At 65.9% G+C, this 23,526-nt stretch carries 15 protein-coding genes; 9 read left to right on the top strand and 6 right to left on the bottom strand.

Features of this window, described 5'->3' with window-relative positions; translation table 11 throughout:
• Positions 1-50: 50 nt before the first annotated feature.
• The gene (locus tag FR728_RS05335) at positions 51-1,181 is read right to left on the bottom strand and encodes a polysaccharide biosynthesis/export family protein (RefSeq protein WP_149891566.1); all 1,131 of its coding nucleotides are present in this window, start codon (positions 1,179-1,181) and stop codon (positions 51-53) included.
• A gap of 302 nt (positions 1,182-1,483) precedes the next feature.
• Here FR728_RS05335 and folD point away from each other — a divergent pair, with 302 nt between their 5' ends.
• The 3 genes from folD (at position 1,484) to FR728_RS05320 (ending at position 9,202) form a co-directional block, all read left to right on the top strand.
• Positions 1,484-2,395 (top strand): bifunctional methylenetetrahydrofolate dehydrogenase/methenyltetrahydrofolate cyclohydrolase FolD, encoded by a 912-nt coding sequence (gene folD, locus FR728_RS05330; RefSeq protein ID WP_149891565.1) that lies wholly within the window; start codon positions 1,484-1,486, stop codon positions 2,393-2,395.
• A 351-nt stretch (positions 2,396-2,746) separates the two neighbouring features.
• Positions 2,747-4,714 carry an autotransporter assembly complex protein TamA gene (locus FR728_RS05325; protein ID WP_149891564.1) on the top strand — a complete coding sequence of 656 codons (1,968 nt, stop codon included), beginning with the start codon at positions 2,747-2,749 and terminating at the stop codon, positions 4,712-4,714.
• A 51-nt stretch (positions 4,715-4,765) separates the two neighbouring features.
• Positions 4,766-9,202, top strand: coding sequence for a translocation/assembly module TamB domain-containing protein (locus FR728_RS05320; RefSeq protein ID WP_149891563.1), 4,437 nt, complete (start codon positions 4,766-4,768; stop codon positions 9,200-9,202).
• A 120-nt stretch (positions 9,203-9,322) separates the two neighbouring features.
• Here the strand turns inward: FR728_RS05320 and FR728_RS05315 are convergent, their stop codons facing one another.
• A complete protein-coding gene (locus FR728_RS05315; protein WP_149891562.1) occupies positions 9,323-10,369 on the bottom strand; it encodes a YeiH family protein in 1,047 nt (348 codons plus the stop codon).
• Positions 10,366-11,388 carry an Ldh family oxidoreductase gene (locus FR728_RS05310; protein ID WP_149891561.1) on the bottom strand — a complete coding sequence of 341 codons (1,023 nt, stop codon included), beginning with the start codon at positions 11,386-11,388 and terminating at the stop codon, positions 10,366-10,368. The genes FR728_RS05315 and FR728_RS05310 overlap by 4 nt, the downstream gene beginning before the upstream one ends.
• A gap of 466 nt (positions 11,389-11,854) precedes the next feature.
• Here FR728_RS05310 and FR728_RS05305 point away from each other — a divergent pair, with 466 nt between their 5' ends.
• Complete coding sequence (locus FR728_RS05305; RefSeq protein WP_149891560.1) at positions 11,855-13,312, top strand: NAD-dependent succinate-semialdehyde dehydrogenase; 1,458 nt, start codon at positions 11,855-11,857, stop codon at positions 13,310-13,312.
• Positions 13,313-13,487: 175 nt separating this feature from the next.
• Here the strand turns inward: FR728_RS05305 and FR728_RS05300 are convergent, their stop codons facing one another.
• Together FR728_RS05300 and FR728_RS05295 are read right to left on the bottom strand one after the other, a co-directional pair.
• On the bottom strand, positions 13,488-16,331 hold the full coding sequence (locus FR728_RS05300; RefSeq protein ID WP_149891559.1) for an EAL domain-containing protein: 2,844 nt from the start codon (positions 16,329-16,331) through the stop codon (positions 13,488-13,490).
• A complete protein-coding gene (locus FR728_RS05295; protein WP_208998662.1) occupies positions 16,331-17,269 on the bottom strand; it encodes a FecR domain-containing protein in 939 nt (312 codons plus the stop codon). Before FR728_RS05295 ends, FR728_RS05300 begins: the two co-directional genes overlap by 1 nt.
• Positions 17,270-17,732: 463 nt before the next feature.
• Here FR728_RS05295 and FR728_RS05290 point away from each other — a divergent pair, with 463 nt between their 5' ends.
• The 5 genes from FR728_RS05290 (at position 17,733) to FR728_RS05270 (ending at position 22,910) form a co-directional block, all read left to right on the top strand.
• Positions 17,733-18,308, top strand: coding sequence for a YceI family protein (locus tag FR728_RS05290; protein WP_149891557.1), 576 nt, complete (start codon positions 17,733-17,735; stop codon positions 18,306-18,308).
• Between the two features lie 92 nt (positions 18,309-18,400).
• Positions 18,401-18,985, top strand: a complete 585-nt coding sequence (locus FR728_RS05285; protein WP_149891556.1) for a cytochrome b — start codon at positions 18,401-18,403, stop codon at positions 18,983-18,985.
• Positions 18,986-19,134: 149 nt separating this feature from the next.
• Positions 19,135-19,680 (top strand): YceI family protein, encoded by a 546-nt coding sequence (locus tag FR728_RS05280; protein WP_149891555.1) that lies wholly within the window; start codon positions 19,135-19,137, stop codon positions 19,678-19,680.
• Positions 19,681-19,857: 177 nt separating this feature from the next.
• Complete coding sequence (locus tag FR728_RS05275) at positions 19,858-21,495, top strand: fumarate hydratase (protein WP_149891554.1); 1,638 nt, start codon at positions 19,858-19,860, stop codon at positions 21,493-21,495.
• A 398-nt stretch (positions 21,496-21,893) separates the two neighbouring features.
• Positions 21,894-22,910: an LLM class flavin-dependent oxidoreductase gene (locus FR728_RS05270; RefSeq protein WP_149891553.1), complete on the top strand. Its 1,017-nt coding sequence runs from the start codon at positions 21,894-21,896 to the stop codon at positions 22,908-22,910.
• Positions 22,911-23,064: 154 nt separating this feature from the next.
• On the opposite strand, the gene FR728_RS05265 is transcribed toward FR728_RS05270, so the two are convergent.
• Positions 23,065-23,274 (bottom strand): cold-shock protein, encoded by a 210-nt coding sequence (locus FR728_RS05265; protein ID WP_149891552.1) that lies wholly within the window; start codon positions 23,272-23,274, stop codon positions 23,065-23,067.
• Positions 23,275-23,526 lie beyond the last annotated feature (252 nt).

Raw genomic sequence — 23,526 nt, 5'->3', positions numbered from 1 at the left:
TCACGACAGACTCAAGGCGGCCCGGCACCGGCCACGCCTGACCGACGGGATCAGTCCGTCAGAGCATCCACATTGCGCGCGGTCGTCAGGAGCGGCGAAATGATGTTCAGGAACTTGCCGAACTCGGCTGTCGGGTGATTGGAGACGTAGAGAATGTCCTTGTCACGCAATTCGAACTCCCGGGCGAGGAAGAAGCCGCGCGGGTCCTTCAGATCCAGACGGTAGACCACGGGAACAGCCCTGTCCGGCGGAAGATCGGCGGACAGCTTGGGATCCAGCGACCGGGCCAGAGCCACGTCCTCATAGCGGAACAGGAAAATGCCGCCGGCATTGGCCTTGCTGTCGAGCAGGCCACCGACCGTCGCCAGCCCTTCGGCCAGCGTCACGTCCTTGGTCTTGAACGGCACCAGCGTATTCTGCTTCGTTGCGCCGAAGACGGAGAAGGTGCGCGGCTGGTGGAGCAGCAGCACCGTATCGCCCGGCGACACGGTGACGTTGTTCTCCGGATATTCGATGAGGTTTTCCAGACGGATGGTGCCGGAGCGCTGGCCGCGCTTCAACGTCACTTCCGTCTCGTAGGTCGCCTGGCGCGCCCCGCCGGCAGAGGCGATCAGATCGAGCAGACGGACGGTGCGGTTGGGCAGCGGATAGACGCCCGGCTTGGCGGCATCGCCCACCACGACGGCCGTGGTGGAGAGCTTTTCGCCCAGCGTCACGACAACCTGCGGCTCGACCGCCTTGCCGACCAACTTTTCCTGGATGGACTGGCGCAGGCCTTCGACGGTGAGCCCCGCGGCGCGAATGCGGCCGGCATAGGGCACGAAGACGAAACCGCCCTCGTCGACCACGGCAGGGATCATGGCCACGCCGCTGTCGGAGGTGGTGAAGAGACCTTCGCTGGTGGCTTCCCAGATGCCGATTTTCAGGCTGTCGCCGACACCCAGCACCGAGGTCGAGCCGCCATTGCCGACGCCGAGAAACTGGCTGGCGAAACGCTGCGGCCGATAGGCGTTGACGACCTGAACGCTTGCGGGATCAAGCGGCACGAGGGAATAGCCGGTCAGGGCCGCATCGGCCTGAACCTTCTCGGCGGAAATATCGATTGCCCCCGGACCTTCCGACGGCAGCGCCCCGCAGGCGGCCAGCGAAAGGGACAGCAGTACTGGAACGGCAAATCGCATGAAGTCTTTCCGTTACTAGAAACCAGTCCGTTTCAGGTAGCACGTCGAATCGGTCAGGACCAACTCCCCCGTGTCCCGGGAGGGATTGCTCCGTGACCTGTGTCCCAAGCGTCACAGTTGGCCCGCTTTTCATTAACAAATCGATAACCCTTTTGCACCGCAAATCCACTCGCGCCCACAATCTCCCTTCGCGGCACCAGCAGGATAGGCGCGGCCCCTATTTTTTTGATGCCCCAGCTTGTGCCGGCCTGTCCGCATCTTCATAAGAAGGCGCAGTTTCCTTATTCAGACGGATGAGACCCATGACCCAGGCGACCCTGATCGACGGAAAGGCCATCGCGGCTTCGGTGCGCGAGGAAATCGGCCGGCGGGCCCAGGAATTGCAGGCCGCCACCGGCAAGCGCCCGGGGCTCGCGGTGGTTCTGGTCGGCGAGGATCCGGCGAGCCAGGTCTATGTGCGCTCCAAGGACCGCACCGCCAACGAGCTGGGCTTCCACTCCGTCAAGCACACCCTGCCCGCCGACACGGCCGAGGCGGACCTGCTGGCCCTGATCGAGACCCTGAACACCGATCCGGACATTCACGGCATTCTGGTGCAGCTGCCCCTGCCCGGCCATATCGACGAGAGCAAGGTGCTGCGTCTGATCCGGCCGGAGAAGGACGTGGATGGCTTCCACCCGGTCAATGTCGGGCTCCTGAACGCGGGCGAGCGCGACCATGCGCTGGTGCCCTGCACGCCCCACGGCAGCCTCATCCTGCTGAAGCGCACCCTCGGCGCCGACCTGAGCGGCAAGACCGCCGTGGTGGTGGGCCGCTCCAACATCGTCGGCAAGCCGATGGCAAGCCTGCTGCTGGCGGAAAGCTGCACGGTCACCATCGCCCACAGCCGCACCCGCAACCTGCCCGACGTGATCCGCGCCGCCGACATCGTGGTCGCCGCCGTCGGCCGCCCGGAGATGATCCGCGGGGAGTGGATCGGCAAGGGCGCCACCGTCATCGACGTCGGCATCAACCGCCTGCCCGCCCCGGAACTGGGCGAAGGCAAGACCCGTCTGGTTGGGGATGTGGCGTTTGACGAATGCCTTGACCACGTGGGGGCCATCACGCCAGTTCCCGGAGGCGTGGGGCCGATGACCATCGTCATGCTCATGGCCAACACGCTGACGGCTGCCCGCCGGCAACTGGGCCTGCCCGAGGACAAGCCGATCTTCTGATCCACCGTCCTCGATCTTGCCAGCAGCGGAAAAACGTGATTTGTCAAAGCCATGTTGCCGCTGCGGCAGAAAATCGCGACAGGAGATCGCATCCTGTTAAGGTTATTGCACATAGACTGGCACAGATCTGGAGCAGACCATTCCTGGACATGCGACCTCGCCCGGCTTCGGGACGGCGCAACCAGGGTGGAGAGAAACGCGCCGAAACGCTGGCGCTGACACACTCTGCGGCTGGGACAGAAGGGCGGGGAGTAGCTGAGTTTGACGCCGTCTTCGGCACTGCGGTACGGATCGGATCGGACACACCGGTCTGCCCCTTCCCCACGGGAGCAGGGCGCGGATGGTCTTGTCATGTTTTCGAGCGGACACCCGCTGCCTCAGGCACGCTGCCGTTCGTCCCGTCGTTCCGGGTCTCGCGCGCTGGTCACCGCCCTCGTCCTGTCGACCGCGCTCGTGCTTGTCACCCCCGGCTCCTGGGGCAAGGCACAGGCCTTTGATCTGTTTGGCGTCCATCTCTTCGGCAAGTCGAAGGTGGAAGCTGCTCTCGTGCCCGATCCCCTGCCCTATACGGCCGCGCTCACGGTATCCGGCGATGCGTCGCTGACGGACAGCCTGTCGTCCGCCTCCGGTCTCGTGACCAAGGAAGACCAGCCGCCGAGCGGTCAGGCCGGCCTGATTTCCCGTGGCCTGTCGGATGTGAAGCGCCTGCTCGGGCAGCTCTATGCCGAGGGCTATTACGGCGGCACGGTTGCCATCCGGTTCAACGGCACACCGCTGGAAAAGGCGCTGGAGACCGGCGTCCTGCCCGGCCCGCGCCCGGTCCAGGTCGAGATTACCGTTACATCCGGCACGCAATTCGTCTTTGGCGATCTGACCATCGCAGCATCCGAGGCGAATGCTGCCGTCGATCCCGATGCGCTGGTGCGCGATCCCGCCCATTGGGGGCTGGTGAGCGGAGACCCGGCCCGCTCCGGCAAGATCCTGACGGCAGAACAGCAAATCGTTCAGGCCCTGCGCGCGGATGGCTATCCTCAGGCTGCCGTGGGCGATCGGGAGATCGTGGCCGATCACGCCACCAAGCGCCTTGACGTCACGCTGCCCGTGAGCCGGGGACCGCGCGCCCGTTTCGGCAAGGTTGCCGTCTCGGGCACGGAGGTGACGGACCCGGTCTTCGTGGAACGCTATGCCCTTCTGCCGGAAGGGGAAACCTATTCTCCCGAAGCGCTGGAGCGCTCCCGCAAGCGCCTCAACGATCTGGGCATCTTCTCCTCGATCCGTTTGGTCGAGGGCGAGGTGCAGCCGGACGGCTCCCTGCCCATCACCATCGAGGTGAGCGAGCGCAAGCGCCACGTGATCGGCGCGGGCGCCTCCTGGTCCTCGACGGAAGGGATCGGGCTCGAGGCCTACTGGCGCCGGCGCAACCTCTTCGGCCGGGGCGAACTCCTGTCGCTTGAGGGCTCGGTCGGGCGCATCGCCTCTGCCGGCTACGAGGACATGGAATATCTGACGCGAATCGCCTTCGAGAAGCCGGGGGCCTTCGGGCCCATGACCTCATTCTCCTCGTCGCTTACCGCGAAGCAGGAAGCCCCCGACGCCTACACCAGCCGCTCGGTGACGCTGGACGCCTATTACAAGCGCAGCTTCAGCAAGGAACTGTCGGCCGCGGCGGGGGGCGAAGTCAGCTTCTCCAACGAGGAAGACACGTTCGGCAACCAGAACTATCTGCTCGTCGGCACGCCGGTCAGCATGAGCTATGACAGCCGCGACAATGTGCTGGACCCGACAGAAGGCTTCACCTTCCGGGCCGAGGCCGAGCCTGCCTATGACACCATCGGCTCCCAGGCGATGCTCTTCGCCAAGGTGACGGGCACCGCCTATTACGCCCTCGACGAGGCAAACCGCTTCGTTCTCGCAGGCAAGGCGAGCGTGGGCAGCATCCTTGCGCCCTCCGCCCGCTCCGTGCCGGCCAGCCGGCGCCTGATTGCCGGGGGCGGCGGATCCTTGCGCGGCTATGCCTATCGCAATGTCGGCCCGCGGGAGAATGGCGAGGTCGTCGGCGGGCGCAGCCTGGTGGAGGTTTCCGCCGAGATGCGCGTGAAGGTGACGGAGACCATCGGTCTGGCCGCCTTCGTGGATGCGGGCAATGCCTATGAGGACAGCCTGCCGGACTTTGCCGAGCCGATCCGCATCGGCGTGGGCGCAGGCCTGCGCTACTACACGCCCATCGGTCCCTTGCGGGTCGATGCCGCCCTTCCCCTGGATCCGGGCGAGGATGACCCTGATTTCGCCCTATATGTGGGCTTGAGTCAGGCTTTCTAGCGATTTGCCCTCCGGTTCCGGCCGGACCAACCAGACCCTCAGGTGCCTCCCTTGACCCGACTGGCCAAGTTTTTCGTCGTTCTTCTGGCCTGCCTCGTGCTGGTTCCGGTCGTCCTTGTCCTGCTTGCCGTTCTGGCCTGGCAGGTCCCGGCAGGCCGTCAGGCCGCGTCGTCGCTGATTTCAGATCTGGCCAGCACGCGCGACATGAAGGTGCAGCTCGAAGGGGTGCATCTTGCACCGGATCTGGACCTGACCGTCGACCGGGTGTTGCTGGCCGACCGGGAGGGCGTGTTTCTGGCAGCCGAGACCGTCCGCCTCGACTGGCAGCCGAGCGCTCTGCTTCAGGGGCGCGTTCTGGTTCATGTGGCCGACGTGTCCCGGCTCGACGTGCTGCGCAAGCCGGTCGCGCCGCTGGCGGGCGAGGCCGACTCGGCCGATGAGACGGCGCAGGACGACAGCACGCTCACCCTTCCGGCAGGACGGATCGAGGGCTTCACCATCGGCTCGCTCATTCTGGGCGAGGCACTGCTGGGGGACACACTTGCGCCGGCGGAAGGCACGCAGAGCGGCGCCATCGAGGTCAGTGTCACAGGATCTGCGGCCGTGGAGACCGCCCCGCTCACCCTTTCCGGCAGCCTTGAAATCCTGCGCAAGGGTGTGGTTCCGCAAGCAGATGCTGCCGGTCCGGCGGGCACCGGACGGATTGCGGCCGACATGCGCTTCGCACCGGAGACGGACACCCTCGCCTTCGACCTGAGCGTCACGGAGCCGCGCGAAGGTCTGGCCGCCCGGCTGCTCAAGGTGCCCGGCCTGCCAGCCATCGACCTGCGCCTGACCGGCGACGGGCCGCTGGATGACTGGGCCTCCGAGCTCTCCGTCGCCCTCGACGGCCGGGAAACGGTCAAGGGCACGACCCGGCTGACGGCAAGTGGCGCTGAAGAGCGCACGCTCACCACCAACCTCACCGGCGACCTGTCACCGCTGATGCCGGAGATGGTCGCGGCCTTCTTCCTCGGCGACACGGCGCTGAGCGGCAAGGCGCACCTTTCCCAGGACTTCCGGCCTCTGGATGGCACGCTGTCGCTGACCACCGGCACCCTCGCGCTCTCCGCCGACGGCGGATACGCCCCGGCAACGGGCGCCGTCGAGGGCAAGGCCGCGCTCAAGTTATCCGCCGGTAACGGTAATCTCATCGCGGTGGATCTGGGCGACCGGCAGGTGCGCTTCGGCCCGCTCGACCTGCGCGGCACACTGTCGGGCACGCTGACCAGCGCCGACTGGTCGCTGGCGCTCAACGGACAGTCCCTTGGCACCACCGAGGGCACGCTTTCCGCCCTGTCGCTGAAGGCTTCGGGTCAGGGCGCGGATCTCTCGCCGGAGGTCCTGACCAGCCCGCTGTCCCTCTCCGCGACCCTGACCGGCCTGGCGCCCTCAGACCCGCGTCTTGCGCCCTTTGCCGGGGATGGCAGCATTGCATTGGATGGCCAGGCGGATGGCACGGCACAGCAAGTCGCCCTCACCTCCGCGCGGGTGACCATGCCCGGCACGCTGGTCGAGATCGCCGACAGCCTTGTGGGCGCATCATCCCTGCGCCTTGCCCTGACAGCTGCCCTGGACGATCTGGCACGGATTGCGCCGCTTACCGGGCAGACCCTCGAGGGCGCAGGCGAACTGGCGCTCACCGCCCGTGGCGTGCCGGCTGATCTCGCCCTCGACGGGTCGGTGCAACTGGCCCTCACCGGGCTGCGAACCGGTCAGGCCCAGGCCGATGCCCTGCTGAGCGGACCGGTGAAACTTTCGACCGATTACCGGCTGGCCGGCATCGAGACGGTGAGCCTCTCCCAGCTCGCCCTCACCTCGGAAGGCTTGACCCTTGCGGGATCCGCCGGTCGCGAAGACACGGAGATCCGCGCCGATCTCACGGGCAAGGTCATGGACCTGGCCCGCCTCAACCCGCAGGTGGTCGGCCCGCTGTCCTTCACCCTTGCTGCCTCCGGTCCGCTGACCGCCCCGCTTCTCGATCTGGCGGTGGAGAGCGACACGCTGACCCTGGCAGGCGCGGATCTGACCGGCCTGAAGGCCGATATCTCGGCCACCGCCAGCGCCTCCGAACCGGCCGCGACGATTGACGTCAGCGCGAACCTCAAGGGGCAGCCGCTGGAGCTGAGCGGACGTCTCGTCAGCGCCGACGGGGGCGCCCGGCTTGAGGACCTCGAAGGCACGGTCGCCGGAAACAGCCTGGAGGGTCAGTTCACCCTCGCCGACCTCACCCGGGCTCCGCAAGGGCTGGAAGGCACCCTGTCAATTGATGCGCCGGACCTCTCCACCCTGTCGCCGCTGGCCCTGCGCCCGCTCGCCGGCAGTCTGATGGCAGAGATCGAGGCGCGGCCCGGGACAGGCGGTCCCGCCACGCTGACCATTGCCCTGAAGGGCAGCGACCTGCGGGTGGAGACGCTGGCCATCGGCGCGCTCGATCTGGATGCCAGCGTCTCCGATCCCTTCTCGACCCCGAAGATCGATGCGACGGGCCGTGCCCGCCAGCTTCTGGCCGGATCGACCGCCGTGCCTCTGGTGACCCTGAGCGCCCAGGGCAGCGGCCGCACCACCCGGTTCAAGACCGAGATCGCCCTTCAAGAGGGCACCAATCCGGATGGAACGACCCTGTCCGGCACGCTGACGGTGGAAGACGGGGGCGCCTATGCGCTGGCCCTCGACAGTCTGAAGGGACGCTATCAGGGGATCGAGACCGGCCTCGTGCGGCCCTCGGCCCTGCGCTACGCGGACGGCACGGCCCGGATCGATCCGCTGACCCTCAGCCTCGGCAAGGGCACGCTGACCGTCTCGGGAGCGGCCGGTGAAACGCTTGACCTTTCCGCCGACCTCAAGGACGTGCCGTTGACGCTGGGCAATGCCTTTGCACCCGACCTGGGCCTGGGCGGCATCCTGACCGGCTCTGCCAAGGTCAGCGGCCCGGCCAGCGATCCGGAGGTCACCTGGACGGCGGGCATCGCCGATCTAAGCGTGGCGCAGCTGCGCCAGAAGGGGCTTTCCGTTCTGGGCGTGGGCACAAAGGGCACCTTCAAGGGCGGGGCCGTGACCCAGTCCACCCGCCTCTTCGGGCCGGACAGTCTGGTCCTCTCCCTCGAGGGCCGGGTGCAGACCACCGGGGCCCGCTCTCTCGATCTCGCCGTCGACGGCTCCCTGCCGCTGAGCTATCTGCGCCGGCCCCTGACGGAAGCCGGCTTCCGGGCCAAGGGCGCGCTGGCGCTTTCGGGCAAGGTGGGCGGCACGATCCAGAGCCCGCTCTATCAGCTGACGGCCACCCCGCGCGACATTCTGCTGACCGACCTCAACACGGCGACCACGCTCCAGAACGTGAAGGGCAGCTTCGCCGTGACGCCGAGCGGTGTCACCGTGTCCAGCGTGACCGGCGAACTGGCGACGGGCGGCACCGTGTCGGTCAATGGCACGGTCGGTCTTGAGCCCGGCAACGTGGCCTCGCTTTCCCTCAAGGCGGTGAAGGCACGCTATGTGGATCCGGGCGTGGTCAACGCCCTGCTGGATGCGGAGATCGCCGTGGAAGGCCCGCTCACCAGCGCCTCCTCGGCTGCCAACATCACCGGCAAGGTGACCATCGACCGGGCCGACATCTCGATCCCCGACAGTCTGCCGGGCACCGTGTCGCCGGTTGCTGTGCAACACGTGAATGCGCCGGAACGGGTGCGCGAGCAGGTGGCCGATATCGGTGGCGGCGGCAAGGGCACGAAGGAAGAGACGACCGCCTCCCTGCCCCCACGCCTCGACGTTCAGGTCTCGGCACCGGGGCAGATCTTCGTCCGCGGCCGCGGGCTCGACGCCGAGCTCTATGGCGACCTGCGCATCGTCGGCACCACGAGCGCTCCCCAGGCCATCGGCGCCTTCACCCTGCGCCGGGGCCAGATGGACGTGCTCACCCGCCGCCTGACCTTCTCCAAGGGCGAGGCGACCTTCACCGGCGACCTGACCCCGGTGATCGACTTCCTGGCCACCACGACGGTCTCGTCCACGTCCATCAACGTCGGCGTTGCCGGGCCGGCCAGCGATCCGGTCGTCAGCCTCACCTCGTCCCCGGACCAGCCGCAGGACGAAATCCTGGCCCTGCTGCTCTTCGGGCAAGACATGGGCTCGCTCTCGCCGACCCAGATCGCCCAGCTGGCGGCGGCCATCGCCACCCTCACCGGGGGCAGCGACAACGGTCCGCTGGCCACCTTGCGCAAGTCGCTCGGCCTCGATGCCATCGACATCGACACCTCGGGCGAGAACGGCCCGACGGTCGGCATCGGCAAATACGTGAATGACAACATCTATCTCGGCGTGGAACAGGGCACGACCGAGGGCTCGAGCCGGGTCAAGGTCGACATCGACCTGGACAAGGGCTTCAAGCTGCGCGGCGAAGTGGGCGCGACAGGGGCCGGCAAGGCCGGTGTCTATTTCGAGCGGGAATACTGAAACGCCAGCGTGCGACGAGGATCCGAATGCAGAACGCCCCGGCCGAATGACCGGGGCGTTTGCTTGTCTGCGACGAGGCGCCTGGGACGGGGCGCCTGGGACGAAACGCCTGGCGCGCCGTTACATGTGGCCGAGCAGCGCCACGGTCAGGCTGAGGGCAAGACCGGCGAGGAACAGGGTTTCGGCCACGATCACGCCCACATGACGGGCGCCCAGCGCCACCATGGCCTTGATCGAGGTCTTCACGCCCAGCGCCGAGATCGCCCCGATCAACAGCCAGCGGGAGGTGACGTTGAGCGCCTCCTGACCGACCGGCGGAATGATGCCGGTGGAATTGACCAGGAGCAGCACGGCAAAGCCGACCGCGAACCAGGGGAAGGATGCCCAGCCGCTGGGGGCGGACGCGCCGCTTTCCTCCGCCGCGCGCCGCGCAGCCGCCCGATAGGCAAAGGCCAGGATCAGCACCACGACCGGCAAGAGCGCCACGCGCAGCAGCTTGACGTAGGTGGCAATGTCGCCGGCCTCGTCGGAGACCGCATAGCCTGCCCCCACCACCTGAGCCACGTCATGGATCGTGGCCCCAAGAAGCACGCCCATCACCGTGTCGGAAAAGCCGAAGAGCCCGAAGAGGATCGGATAGCTGATCATGGCGACGGTGGAGAGGGTGGTGACAGCGATCACCGTGAAGAGCGTGTCGCGCTCGGCCTCTTTGGTCTGGGGCAAGGCGGAAGACACGGCCAGCGCCGCCGAGGCACCGCAGATGGCCACCGCCGAGCCGGTCAGGATGCCGAATTCCCGCGAGCGGCCCAGCACCCGGGCAAGGCCCCACCCGGCAAAGATCGTGGCCGCCACGCAGAGCACGACCAGCGCCAGCGGGCCAGCGCCCAGGCTTTCGATCTGCTGCAGGGTGACACGAGCGCCGAGCAGCGCCACGCCGACGCGCAGAAGCTTGCGGGCAGTGAACTCGATGCCGGCGATGCAGGGGCCTTCCTGGGAGAGGAAATGGAAGGCGATGCCCAGCAGCAGGGCGAAGAGCATCACCGGTCCGCCGTAATGGTCGGAGAGGAAGCCGGCTGCGGCCGCAATGGTGAAGCAGAGCAGAAGACCGGGCAGCAGGCGCCCGACCCGCTCCGCCCGGCGGCGGAGTGTGGTCACCGGAGCGCTCATGCGGCCCTCCCCACCCGGCCCGCCAGGGCACGGATCTCGTCATGAATGGGTTGGGGCAGCTTCAGGCCGTCGCGCCGCGCGGCCTCGCGCAGGCCGATGCGACGGCTGCCGGGAAGGCGCGCGCCCTCCACTCCGTCGATGGCGTCGACCAGGGCGAGCATCTTGTCGCCGAAGGCGCCGAAGGAGGACAGCTGCGGGTCAATGGCGATGATCACCTGACCCAGGTCCATCGGGGGACCATCGGCCTTGAAGAGGCTCGGGGCCTGATGGCCGAGCGCGGCCCCCAGAAGGGCACCGCCCAGCACATCGACCATCAGGGCAAGGGCAGCACCCTTGGCGCCGCCGATCGGCACCATGGTGCCCTTCATCGCCTTCGAGGCGTCGGTGGTCGGGTTGCCGTCCTCATCCAGCGCCCAGCCCTCGGGGATCGGCTGACCGAGCATCTCGGCACGCATGATCTTGCCCTTGGCCACGTTGGACATGGCCATGTCGATGACAAGCGCCGGCTGTCCGGGCACGGGGGCCGCGAAGGCAATCGGGTTGGTGCCGAAGAGCGCCGTCTTGCCGCCCCAGGGCGCAATGGCCGCCGGCGCATTGCCGAAGACGAAGGATACGAGCCCCTTGTCGGCAAGGACCTCGCAATGGGCGCCGCCCAGGCCGAAGTGATGGGAGCGGCGGATGGCCGCCATGGCGATGCCCTGGGTGCGGGCCATCTCGGGCAGGGCCTCGAGGGCGAGCGAAATGGCGGGATAGGCAAAGCCGTTGCGCGCATCGATGCGCAGCAGGCCGGGCGCTGCCTTTTCCATCTCAGGCATCACGTAGCCGTCGACCTTGCCGGAGCGGGACTGGACCGCATAGACCGGCACGCGGCTGAGGCCGTGGCCCGGCTGGCCGGCCGCCTCGGCGGCGACAAGGGCGTCTGCAACCTGGCGAGCGTTCTCGGCGGAGGTGCGATTGGCAACCAGCGCCTGGAAGACGAGTTCGTGGGCTTCCTGAAGGGTCAGGGTAACGTCGGTCATGGGAACCTGGGGGGTCTTGAGTTGCGGACCTCGGGGGGTTCCGGATCCCTAGCACGTGCGGCAAGCCCTTGACCAGTGGATCAATCCTGCGGGGAGATTGCGACCGTTTCAGCCGCGCCGGGCAGGATGCGCCCCCGGGCGGAAGACGCTGCGGCAGCATCCGCCGGCCCTGCCGACTGTTTTCGGACAGGCCAAGGAGCTTTGCCCCGCGACAGGCAGACAAGAGGCACAACCGGCACGCAACCGCCCTTGACCGGAACGGGATCTTGCGGTTCCCTGCGGCGGAATAATGTGATCACAAAAGATCTCTGGCGCCTGCGCCGGAAGCATCCCATATGTTGATCCACCATCTGTCGATCCGGTGGATGCGCTGCAGCAGGTTCCACACCCGCACAGCCCTCCCCCGCCTCTACCCGCGAGGCGGCGCCCAGACGCCGCCGCACCTAACCATCAGGGAGCACCGCCCATGAGCTTCGAGAACGCCTTCAAACGGGAAGCCAATTTCATCAATGGTGGCTGGTCGGCAGCCGACAGCGGCGCCACCGTCGAGGTGACCAATCCGGCGACCGGCGAGACCATCGGCACGATCCCCCATGCGGGCCGCGCCGAGACCGCGCGTGCCATCGAGTCAGCGCATCTGGCCTTCCAGACCTGGAAGAAGAAGACCGCCGAAGAACGCTCGACCCTGATGATGAAGCTCGCCGACGAGATCATGGCGAACATCGACGAGCTGGCAGTTCTGCTGACCACGGAAATGGGCAAGCCGCTGGCCGAGGCCAAGGGCGAGATCACCGGTGGTGCCAAGTACATCCGCTTCTTCGCCGAGGAAGCCAAGCGCGTCTATGGCGACATGATCCCCTCCCCCTGGGCGGACCGCCGCATCATGGTGACCAAGGAGCCGGTGGGCGTGGTCGGCGCGATCACCCCGTGGAACTTCCCCAACTCCATGATCGCCCGCAAGCTGGGCGCGGCGCTGGCCGCCGGCTGCACCATGGTCATCAAGCCGTCCGAATTCACCCCGTTCTCGGCGCTGGCCTATGGGGTTCTGGCCGAGAAGGTCGGCATTCCGAAGGGCGTGATCAACGTCCTGACCGGTGAGGCCAAGGATATCGGCGAGGAAATGTGCGAGAACCCGCGCGTCGCCAAGATCACCTTCACCGGCTCGACCCGGGTCGGCAAGATCCTGGCCGGCAATGCGGGCAAGCACATGAAGAAGATCTCCATGGAGCTTGGCGGCAATGCGCCTTTCATCGTCTTCGACGATGCGGATCTGGACAAGGCGGTGGAAGGGGCCATTGCCTCGAAGTTCCGCAACTCCGGTCAGACCTGCGTCTGCGCCAACCGTCTCTATGTGCAGTCCGGTGTCTATGATGCGTTTGCGGCCAAGCTGGCAAAGGCCGTCGAGGCCCAGCTGAAGCCGGGCAACGGGCTGGAAGCCGGGTCGACCCAGGGGCCGCTGATCAATGCGGCCGCCGTCACCAAGGTGAAGGATCATCTGGAAGACGCCCTTGCCAAGGGTGGCAAGATCATCACCGGCGGCACCGCCCTCAACGGACCGGGCACCTTCTTCGAGCCGACCGTCGTGACTGGCGCGCATCAGGACATGCGCGTGGCGCGCGAAGAAACCTTCGGACCGCTGGCCGTGCTCTTCCGCTTCGAGACGGAAGAGGAAGTCATCGACCGGGCCAATGACACGGAATATGGCCTGGCCTGCTATTTCTACACCAAGGATCTCGGCCGGTCGTTCCGGGTCATGGAAGCCCTGGAATATGGTCTGGTCGGCGTCAACGAAGGCGTGATCACCACCGAAGTCGCGCCTTTCGGCGGGGTCAAGGAAAGCGGCATGGGCAACGAAGGCTCCAAGTATGGCCTCGATGACTATCTGACCATCAAATACGCCTGCTTCGGCGGCCTTGGCATCTGAGCCAGAGGCCCGTTCTGAACCGCGAAACGGCCGGGATGTCCCGGCCGTTTTCGTGTCTGCGGCAAACTGGCTGGATTTTCAGCACGAGGCCGGGAATGACACTCGCCTGAATTCTCATGCTACCGTCAGCGAACGTCCGGATCGGCAAGTCTGCTGAAGAACAATCAGAAGACGATCACGCCGCCTTGCGCAAAAGGTTCTGGATGTCCTCAGCGGACATGGGGCGGCCGTAGAGATAGCCCTGACCGATGTTGCAGCCGAGCCGCCAGAGAAGGTCGTTCTGCTCGCCCCGCTCCACGCCCTCGGCGACGACCTGCATCTGGAAACGGCGGGCAAGCCCCACCACGATCTCCACGATGGCCCGGCTCGCCTCGTCGGTCTCCAGATGGTCGATGAAGCTCTTGTCGATCTTGATCTTGGAGAAGGGAATGCGCGGGATGTAGCCCAGACTGGAATAGCCGGTCCCGAAGTCGTCGAGCGCCAGCGAGCAACCAAGGGCCTGAAGGCGGGCAATCGTGTGGTCGAGCGCCCCGTCCCGGTCGTGAACGAAGAGGCTTTCGGTCAGCTCCAGGTCCAGGCGCTCCGCCGGGAAACCGGTCTCCTCCAGGGCGCGCTCCACCATGTCGACGAAGCCCGGATCGGAGAACTGGACGGGCGAGACGTTGACGGCCACCCGCAGCGGACGGGACCAGGCGCCCGCCTGACGCAGGGCTTCGCCCAGAACATGGGCGCCCATGGCGCCGATACGGCCGCTCTGCTCGGCCACCGGGATGAACTCCGCCGGTGAAATCTCGCCGAGGCTCGGGTGATGCCAGCGCATCAGGGTCTCGACCCCCATGATGGAGCCGCTGGCCAGATCGATCAGGGGCTGGAAGACCGCCCGGATCTGACCCCGCGCCAGCGCATTGGCCATTTCCATGTCGAGGGTCTGACGCCGGCTCAGACTGGTGGTCATGCTCTCCCGGTAACGGACCGGAACATGCTCGCCGACGGAGCGCGCAACGGACAAGGCGTTGCCCGCCTCGCGCAGCAACTCGGTAAGGCCGGCGGCCGCCGGATCGCCAAGGGTGAAGCCGCCACGCAGGGTCACGATGACCCGGTTTCCTCCGAGCTCGTAGGTTCCGGAGCCGAGCTCCAGCAGAGAATTGAGCCGCTCCTGCGCCTCGGCATCTGCTGCGACCGGAAACAGCACGGCGAAGCGGTTGTCGCCGATAGACGCAAGCACCACGTCTTGCGTCGTCCGCCGCCGCAGGCGCTCGGCCACTGCGGCAGACAGCAGATCGCCCGCCTGGAACCCGAGGGAGGCGATGATGGCATCGCGCTGGTCCACGGCGAAAAGGGCCAGACAGGACAGCCCCTGCCCGGTCGCATGAGCGGGATCAGCCCCAGGTCCCGGTGCCCCGTTGCGGGGACTGGTGCGTTCCAGAAGCCAGGTCTCGAAGCCGTTGCGGTTCAGCAGACCGGTGACGGTGTCGTGCCGGGCCATGTGACGCAGACGGTCGGCAGCGCGCCGCTGCTCGGTCACATCGCGGCAGGTAATGCTCGCCAGCCGGGTCTCGCGGGGGGTCTTGGCAGCGCCCTCGAATTCCAGATGGGTGGAGCCGGCAACGACGAATTCCACGACGCAGAGCCCCTGTGCGGCGTCCTCAATGCGCACTTCGCGGATTTCGGCTGCGCCGGGTGTCCAGTCGAAGGGACGCGCAAGGACCTCGCGCACCACCTCGGCCATGACACCGGGCAGGACGCGCTCCGCATTGGCGCCGACCCGCACCGCTTCGGGAAGGATGCGGTTGGCAGACCGGCTCATGGCCTGGATGCGGCCGCTGTCGTCCACCACCACGATGCCGTCGAAACTGTCATCAAAGACGCGGCCGAGGATGTTGCCCGAGTTGCGCACCTGGATCCGCGAGCGCCCCAGAAGGAGGCGATGCCAGCTGATCTGGCGGGCCATGAGCGAGACGAGGATCATGGCAATCGCCAGCTGGGAGGGGGCGGTATCCAGGAAAAGGGCGCTGCGGGACTGGAGCACGAGCGACAGGATCTCAAGCACCGCCGACAGGCCGACAAGCAGCGCCACCCTGGCCTTCCAGTCGATCCGCCCGAGGGACGACAGGGGGATGGCGAGAATGACCGTGAGCATCAGGCAGAGCAGCCATCCAGCCTCATGGATGTCGCGCCCCTGCATCAGGCTTTCGGCCGCGAGGATCTGGATCATCGCGCCGGGCAGAACCCCATGAACCGGCACGGAAAAGAGATCGCGCAACTCCTGGGCGCTGGCGCCGATGACGATCTTGCGGCCGGAGAGGACGGCGGGCGAGACGTGACCGTTGAGCAGGTCGACGAAAGGCACCACCGGCACGGTGGCCGGGTCGATGCCGTAGTCTATCAGGAAGTCACGGCCTGCCTGCGTCTCGCCGCCAGAGAGGAAGGCTGCGAGGGAGAGTGTGACTTCCTCGTCCAGCAGGTCCCCCTCGATGGCGCTCCACACACGCCCGTCCACGGCCACCGGAACACTGACGAGCACCGGCCAGCTGACCTCACGCAAGGTCTCGATGGGCCTGTTGATCACTTCGATCGTGCGGCCGCCCACCTTCGCGGGCTGGCGGAAGGTGGCAAGCCCCACCCCGTCGCCGGCGCGGCGCAGCGCCTGGGCGAAGGCCAGATCCTCATTGGGCGTCGAACGGCTGGAGAAGTCGATATCGAAGGCGATGTCACTGACGCCGGCTGCGGTCAGCCGGTCCAGCGCCTTGCCGTAGAGGCTGCGGGGCCAGGGCCAGACCCCGACCTCCTGCAGACTGCGGGCATCGATATCCACGAAAACAATGGAGCCGGTGGCGTGGCGCTCGAGAGTATCGTGACGGGTCTCAAGAAGCGCCAGGCTCAGGCGGCTCAGATGACCCGTCTGCTTCAGGCCAAAGGCCGAGACGAGGGCCACGAGCGCGACGAGCACGCAGGTTCGCAGCCGCTTGAGCGTCTCGCGCCGATCAGATCCGGGGGCCTTCGGTTCCCAGGCAGACATCAGTCGTCGTCATCTCCGGAACTGTTGTTGCCGTTCCCGTTGCCGCCGGCGTTGGAGTTCCCCGAATTGCCGTTACCATTGGAGTTGCCACCGGCATTGGAATTGCCGCTGCCGGAGTTGGCATTCGAGGAGTTGCCCCCGGCGTTGGAATTGCCGGAGTTGCCGTTTCCGTTGCTGTTGCCGCCGGCATTGGAGTTGCCGCTGCCCGCATTCGAATTCGCGTTGGCGGAATTGCCGCCCGCGTTGGAATTCGCGGAGTTGCCCTTGCTGCTGGAGTTGCTGCTGTTCGAGCTGGCATTGGCCGAGTTGCCGCCGGCGTTGCTCGAGGCCGCCTTGGAGCCGGCGCTGGGAACATTCTTCACCGCCGGGGTGTCAAAGAGAGGGGCGCGCGGCGCACCCTTAGAAACCACGGGCATTCCCTTGCCACCAACGGAGAGACCCACCTTCGTTTCCGGATTGGTGGCCGCGAACTGGCCCGCCTCGAGATCCGTGCTGTCGCCGGAGGCAAAGTCGCTGACCCCCACCACGCCACGCTCGACGGTGACGCGACCGCTCTTGCGGGCTACTTCCACGGTGAAGCGGGTGCCCTTCACGACGGCCGCAAAGAACGGCGTCTCCACGGCGAAATGCGGCCGCGCGCGCTTCTCGATGTCGAGGGTGAGCGTCCCCTTCTTCTGAAGGAGCGTCGTCTCGGCGCCATTGGTGCGATAGGCGGAGACAGCAAAGACCGTTCCCGGAGAGACCATGATGCTTTCCGGACCCCGTTCCAGCATCGCCCGGCCATTGGCCTGAGTGGCCAGGGTGTAGCCCTTGGGCAGGGTCATGCCGACCTTCGCGCGCTCAGGCGCGACCCCGGGAGCCACCACATGCACCGTGCCTGTCACGCGCTTGAGCACCCAATCGGCCGCAAGGCTCGCACCAGTTCCCAGAAGCAGCATGGATATCGCAGCAGTTGCAATGGCTGCCTTGTGCAGTCTTGCACCGATCCACGCCCGCGGGACATGACCAGAGCATGCATCTCCAAACCGGGAACTTCCGCTCATCTTGCGCCCTTTTCCACCTGTCAAAACATTCGAGGGGAAACTAGCAGGGACTCATTTAACAAACGCAGAACAGAACACTTCGGATTCTCCCGTTTCCGCGGGGTACCTCTGTCAATTGATCCACTCACGAATGCGTCATCCAGACGTGATCCCTCCACAAGATTGCAGAGGCTGGACCTCTGGCCGCTCGCTCTTTTGCCCGAGAACGCTCATGGAAAGCCGTTTCGCGGCTTTCAAACCGGGGATCGTTCACGGTGGATTGACAGTTCGTCAAATTGTTTAGTTTTCGAAATTCGCTATGTGTTTCGGTGTCGCGCTCTCCCGAGCCCGAGCCCACTCGAATTTCAAGGTTAGAAACATGATCCGTCTTGCGACCTCCGCCCTGGCGCTCACCCTCCTGAGCGCAACCGCCTTTGCCGAACCGGTGGCCTATGACTTCGACAAGTCCCACGCCAACCTGTCCTTCTCCTACAACCACCTGGGCTTCTCCACCACCGAAGGCCGTTTCGGTGACTGGGAAGGCACCCTGCTGATCGACGCCGATGCGCCGGAAGCCTCCTCCATCGAATTCACCATCGATGTTGCTTCCCTCGACACGTTCTTCGCAGACCGTGACAAGCACTTCCTCTCCGCCGATTTCTTCGACGTGGAGAAGTTCCCGAAGGCAACCTTCAAGAGCACGTCCGTTGAAAAGACCGGCGACAACACCCTGAAGGTGACCGGCGACCTGACCATCAAGGACATCACCAAGCCGGCCGTCCTCGATGTGACCGTGACCACCTTCGGCGAACACCCGATGGCCAAGAAGCAGGCCGCAGGCTTTGCCGTGACCGGCGTCATCAAGCGCTCCGACTATGGCATGGACCTCTACGTCCCGTATGTCGGCGACGACGTGACCGTCACCTTCCACGCCGAAAGCCTGAAGGCCGACTAATCCCGGCCTCACAGTTCATCGGCCGCCGGTCCCTGCTCCTCCCCGCGGAGCGAGGATCGGCGGCAGAGAACTCTTCCCGAGAGGATCCGACCATGCTGCGGAACACCACGACCGGCTACGGTCTCGTCGCCATCGCCTTTCACTGGACGATGGCCATCCTGATGCTCGGCATGGTCGCCTTCGGTCTCTACATGACCAGCCTCGACCAGTCCGACCCGAGCCTTTACCCGCTCTATCAGCTGCACAAATCCATCGGCCTGGTGGTGCTGACCCTTGCAGTGCTGCGTCTTGCCTGGCGTTTTGTGAACCCCTCGCCGAAGCTGCCCGAGGGAATGGCACCGGTCGAGCGCCTTGCGGCCCATCTCGGCCACGCCGGTCTCTACGGGCTGATCCTGCTGCTGCCCTTCAGCGGCTGGCTGATGGTTTCCGCCTCGCCCTGGGGCATTCCGACCTATGTCTTCGGCCTGTTCCAGGTGCCCCATCTGCCGGTTCCTGCTGCCCTGGGCGACAAGGCCACTGCGGAAGCCCTGCTCAAGCAAGTGCACGAGATCGCCGCCTGGACGCTTCTGGCCCTGGTCGCGGCCCATGCTGCCGCTGCCCTGAAGCATCACTTCATTGCGCGCGACGACACCCTGCGCCGCATGGTCTCCACCGCGCCCGCCCGCGCCGACATTTGAACCGGACCGGTCTGGACTTCGCGCGTCGCAAGCACCAGATCCCGAATGCACAAACCGGAGAGACCCGACCTCCCCCCTCGGCCCCTCTCCCGACCGCCCGACGGATACTCCGCCCCTCTCCGCTCCGGGCCCTGAAGGAACCACGATCCATGAAGACGCTTCTTCTCTCCCTTGCCGCGCTCCCTTTCCTCACCACCGCCGTGCTGGCCGACAGCTGGACGGTGGATCCGGCCAAGAGCACGCTCGGCTTCGAGGTCGGTCAGGCCGACGGCGCGGTGAAGGGCCAGTTCCAGGCCTTCGAGGCCGACATCGACTTCGATCCGGCCAACCCGGGTGCCGCGAAGATCTCCGCCCGCATCGACACCCTGAGCGTTGCGACCGGCAACCGTCAGTATGACGACATGCTGGCCCAGCCCGACTATTTCAATGCGAACACCCTGAGTGTCGCCACCTTCGAGACCAGCGCCGTGACCGCGCTCGGCGACGATCGCTATCAGGCCGAAGGCACGGTCAGCATCAAGGGCATCGCCCAGCCTGTGACCCTCGTCTTCACCCTGCACATCGAGGGCGACACGGCCCATGCGGTGGGAACGGCCGAACTGAGCCGCTCGGCCTTCGACATGGGCGCAAGCGTCACCCCGCCGACCCTGAGCGATGCGGTGACCGTTTCGCTTGACCTGACCGCCTCCCGCTAGTCGTTCTTTTTTCGGGACTTAAACGATTAGTCACGGCCGGTGGTGCATAGCACTTCCGGCCGTTTTCGCTTACATAAGCTGCGAAACAGTTCCAAGAAGGTCCGGCGGCCGCGCGTCTTCCCGCGCGCTGGTGACACAATGTCCGGACCCGCAACGCCAGACAGACGAGCACGCCCGATGAACGCTCCCGTGACGCCTCCCGCCTATCAGCACAGCGCGATGTTCCCGCTCTCCGCAGACACCACGCCCTATCGCAAGCTCACTTCGGATTACGTCAAGACCGCCGAGTTCAACGGCGAGGAGATCCTGATGGTGGAGCGCGAGGGCCTGCGCCTGCTGGCCGAGGAAGCCTTCAAGGACATCAACCACTTCCTGCGTCCGGGCCATCTGGAACAGCTGAAGAAGATCCTCGATGATCCGGAAGCGACTCCGAACGACAAGTTTGTTGCCTTCGACCTGCTGAAGAACGCCAACATCGCCGCCCACGGCGTGCTGCCCATGTGCCAGGACACCGGCACGGCCATCGTCATGGGCAAGAAGGGCCGCCGGGTCTGGACCGACGGGTCCGATGAGGCAGCCCTCGGTGAAGGCGCCCGCGACGCCTATTTCAAGAAGAACCTGCGCTATTCCCAGCTGGCGCCGATCTCCATGTTCGAGGAGAAGAACACCTCCAACAACATGCCCGCGCAGATCGAGCTTTATGCGGAAGGCGACGACGCCTACAAGTTCCTCTTCATGGCCAAGGGCGGCGGCTCGGCCAACAAGACCTTCCTGTTCCAGGGCACTCCGTCCCTTCTGACCCACGATCGGATGATCGACTTCCTGAAGGAAAAGATCCTGACGCTGGGCACCGCGGCCTGCCCGCCCTATCACCTGGCCATCGTCATCGGCGGCCCTTCGGCGGAAATGAACCTGAAGACCGTGAAGCTGGCGTCCGCGCGCTATCTCGACAATCTGCCGACCCAAGGCTCCGAGCTGGGTCACGCCTTCCGCGACCTGGAGATGGAAGCCGAGATCCACAAGCTGACCCAGGCCTCGGGTGTGGGCGCACAGTTCGGCGGCAAGTATTTCTGCCATGACGTGCGCGTCATCCGCCTGCCGCGCCACGGCGCCTCCCTGCCGATCGGTCTCGGCGTGTCCTGCTCGGCCGACCGTCAGGCCACCGGCAAGATCACCAAGGACGGCATCTATCTGGAGCAGCTGGAGATGCATCCGGAGAAATACATGCCGGAGATCACCGACGAGCATCTCTCCGATGACGTGGTGAAGATCGACCTGACGCGGCCCATGCCGGAGATCCTGGCCGAGCTGACAAAGCATCCGATCAAGACGCGCCTGTCGCTCTCCGGTCCGCTGATCGTGGCGCGCGACCTCGCCCATTCCAAGCTGCGCGATCGCCTCGAAGCGGGCGAGCCCCTGCCCGACTACATCAAGAACCATCCGGTCTATTACGCCGGCCCGGCCAAGACCCCGGAAGGCATGCCGTCCGGCTCCTTCGGCCCGACCACGGCCGGGCGCATGGATGCCTATGTGGACCAGTTCCAGGCCGCCGGCGGCTCCATGGTCATGCTGGCCAAGGGCAACCGCTCGGCCGCCGTGCGCCGCGCCTGCCAGGCCCATGGCGGCTTCTACCTCGGCTCCATCGGCGGCCCGGCTGCACGCCTGGCCCAGGACTGCATCAAGTCGGTGGAAGTGGTCGAATATGAAGAACTCGGCATGGAAGCCGTGTGGAAGATCGAAGTCGAAGACTTCCCGGCCTTCATCGTCGTCGACGACAAGGGCAACGACTTCTTCAAGGAACTGAACCTGGGGTAAGGGCCCCCGTCCCTGCAAAGACCTGAGACGCAAGACCCGCCGGTGGCAACATCGGCGGGTTTTTACATGACCGAAAGCTCACGGCATGGATCCCATGGTCAAGCCACGGGATGGCGGATGCGGACCGGGTGGGGTGTGAGGACGGTAGGCTGTGCGAATGGGGGCGGCGAGTGACTGCCTGACTTCCCTGCCGGAGCAGCTAATCAGGCCATGCCCCCCTCAGGCCATGCCCCCATCCGGTTATGTCCCCCATCAGACCATTTCCCCATCCGACACGCCCCGGCGCAGTCCGACAAGAGTTCAGCTGACTTTCGCCGCCGGGCGTGGCATCTCATTGGATCGTGATGCGTTGAGGAGGGAGGGCCTCGGCCATTCTTCGAGATCTCTCAGGCAGACCCATGAAAAAGCTCGGTTTTCTTTCCTTCGGTCATTGGGACCCCTCGCCCCGGTCGGGGGCACGCTCCGCGCAGGACGTGCTGCTGCAGTCCATCGATCTGGCGGTGGCAGCCGAAGAGCTGGGGCTGGACGGGGCCTATTTCCGGGTGCATCACTTTGCCCGCCAGCTTGCCTCGCCCTTCCCGCTTCTGGCGGCCGTGGGTGCCCGCACGCGCAGGATCGAGATCGGCACCGGCGTCATCGACATGCGCTACGAAAACCCGTTCTACATGGTGGAGAATGCGGGCGCTGCGGATCTGATCTCCGGCGGCCGGCTGCAGCTCGGCCTGTCGCGCGGTTCGCCCGAGCAAGTGATCGACGGCTGGCGCCACTTCGGCTATGCGCCGCAACCCGGCGAGAGCGATGCGGAGATGGGGCGCCACCATGCGGAAGTGCTGCTCGGCCTGCTGGAGGGCACGGGCTTTGCGCGCCCGAACCCGCGGCCGATGTTCCCCAACCCGCCCGGCCTGCTGCGTCTTGAGCCCCATTCGGAGGGCCTGCGCGAGCGCATCTGGTGGGGATCGGGCTCCGATGCCACGGCGCGATGGGCGGCGGCCCTCGGCATGAACCTGCAGAGCTCCACCCTGAAGGACGACGAGACGGGAGAGCCCTTCCACGTGCAGCAGGCCCGCCAGATCCGCGCCTATCGGCAGGCCTGGGCGGAGGCGGGCCACAAGCGCAAGCCGCGGGTCTCCGTGTCCCGCTCGATCTTCGCCATCGTGAATGAACAGGACGCGCTCTATTTCGGCAGGTCAAAGGACGAGGACAGCATCGGCTTCATCCACGACACCCGCTCGATCTTCGGGCGCACCTATGCGGCCGAGCCGGACCAGCTCATCGAGGATCTGAAGGCGGACGAGGCGATTGCGGAAGCCGACACGCTGCTGCTCACCATCCCGAACCAGCTCGGCGTGGACTACAACGCCCATGTGCTGGAGGCGATCCTGACCCATGTGGCGCCGGCGCTCGGCTGGCGCTGAGGACGGAAGGCGCCGGAGCTGAACCGCGGCTCCCCCTGCATGGGAAAAGGCCCCTGAATGCAAAAAGGCCGGGCAGATGCCCGGCCTTTTCGATGTTCGTGTCGTATCGCGCCAGCCTCGGACCGTAAGCCTGAGGCCGTCGCGAGGATCTCTATTAGAGAGCCTGCAGGTTGTCGGCGGCGGACTTGCCGGAACGACGGTCCTTGACGACTTCGAAGGAGACCTTGTCGCCTTCGTTCAGGGTGGTCATGCCAGAGCGCTCAACGGCGGAGATGTGAACGAACACGTCCTGTGCGCCATCGTCCGGCTGAATGAAGCCATAACCCTTGGTGGAATTGAAGAACTTGACGGTACCAGTAGCCATAACGATTTCCTTTCAATCGATCATGTGCGGATGCCCGGTTCGGGGTGACCCTCGCGGACGGGAGTTCTCGACGTTGATAGGGAAGATCGTTCAGAACGCGGCCGAAGCCACGGGCAACAAAGTTCGGCAAAGCAAAAGTCGATGGTCGGGTTGATAACCGTTTTCACGCCCGGCCACAAGAGCTTTCCGAGGCCACCCACGATTTTTCAAAAGCCGCAGCCCGTGCCCGCATTTTCCCGCCGCCTCGTGTCA

This window comes from Roseibium aestuarii (assembly GCF_008477545.1).
Taxonomy (GTDB): Bacteria; Pseudomonadota; Alphaproteobacteria; order Rhizobiales; family Stappiaceae; genus Roseibium; species Roseibium aestuarii.
The sequence above is the reverse complement of the archived record's forward strand: the minus strand, read 5'-3'. Positions and strand labels throughout refer to the sequence as shown.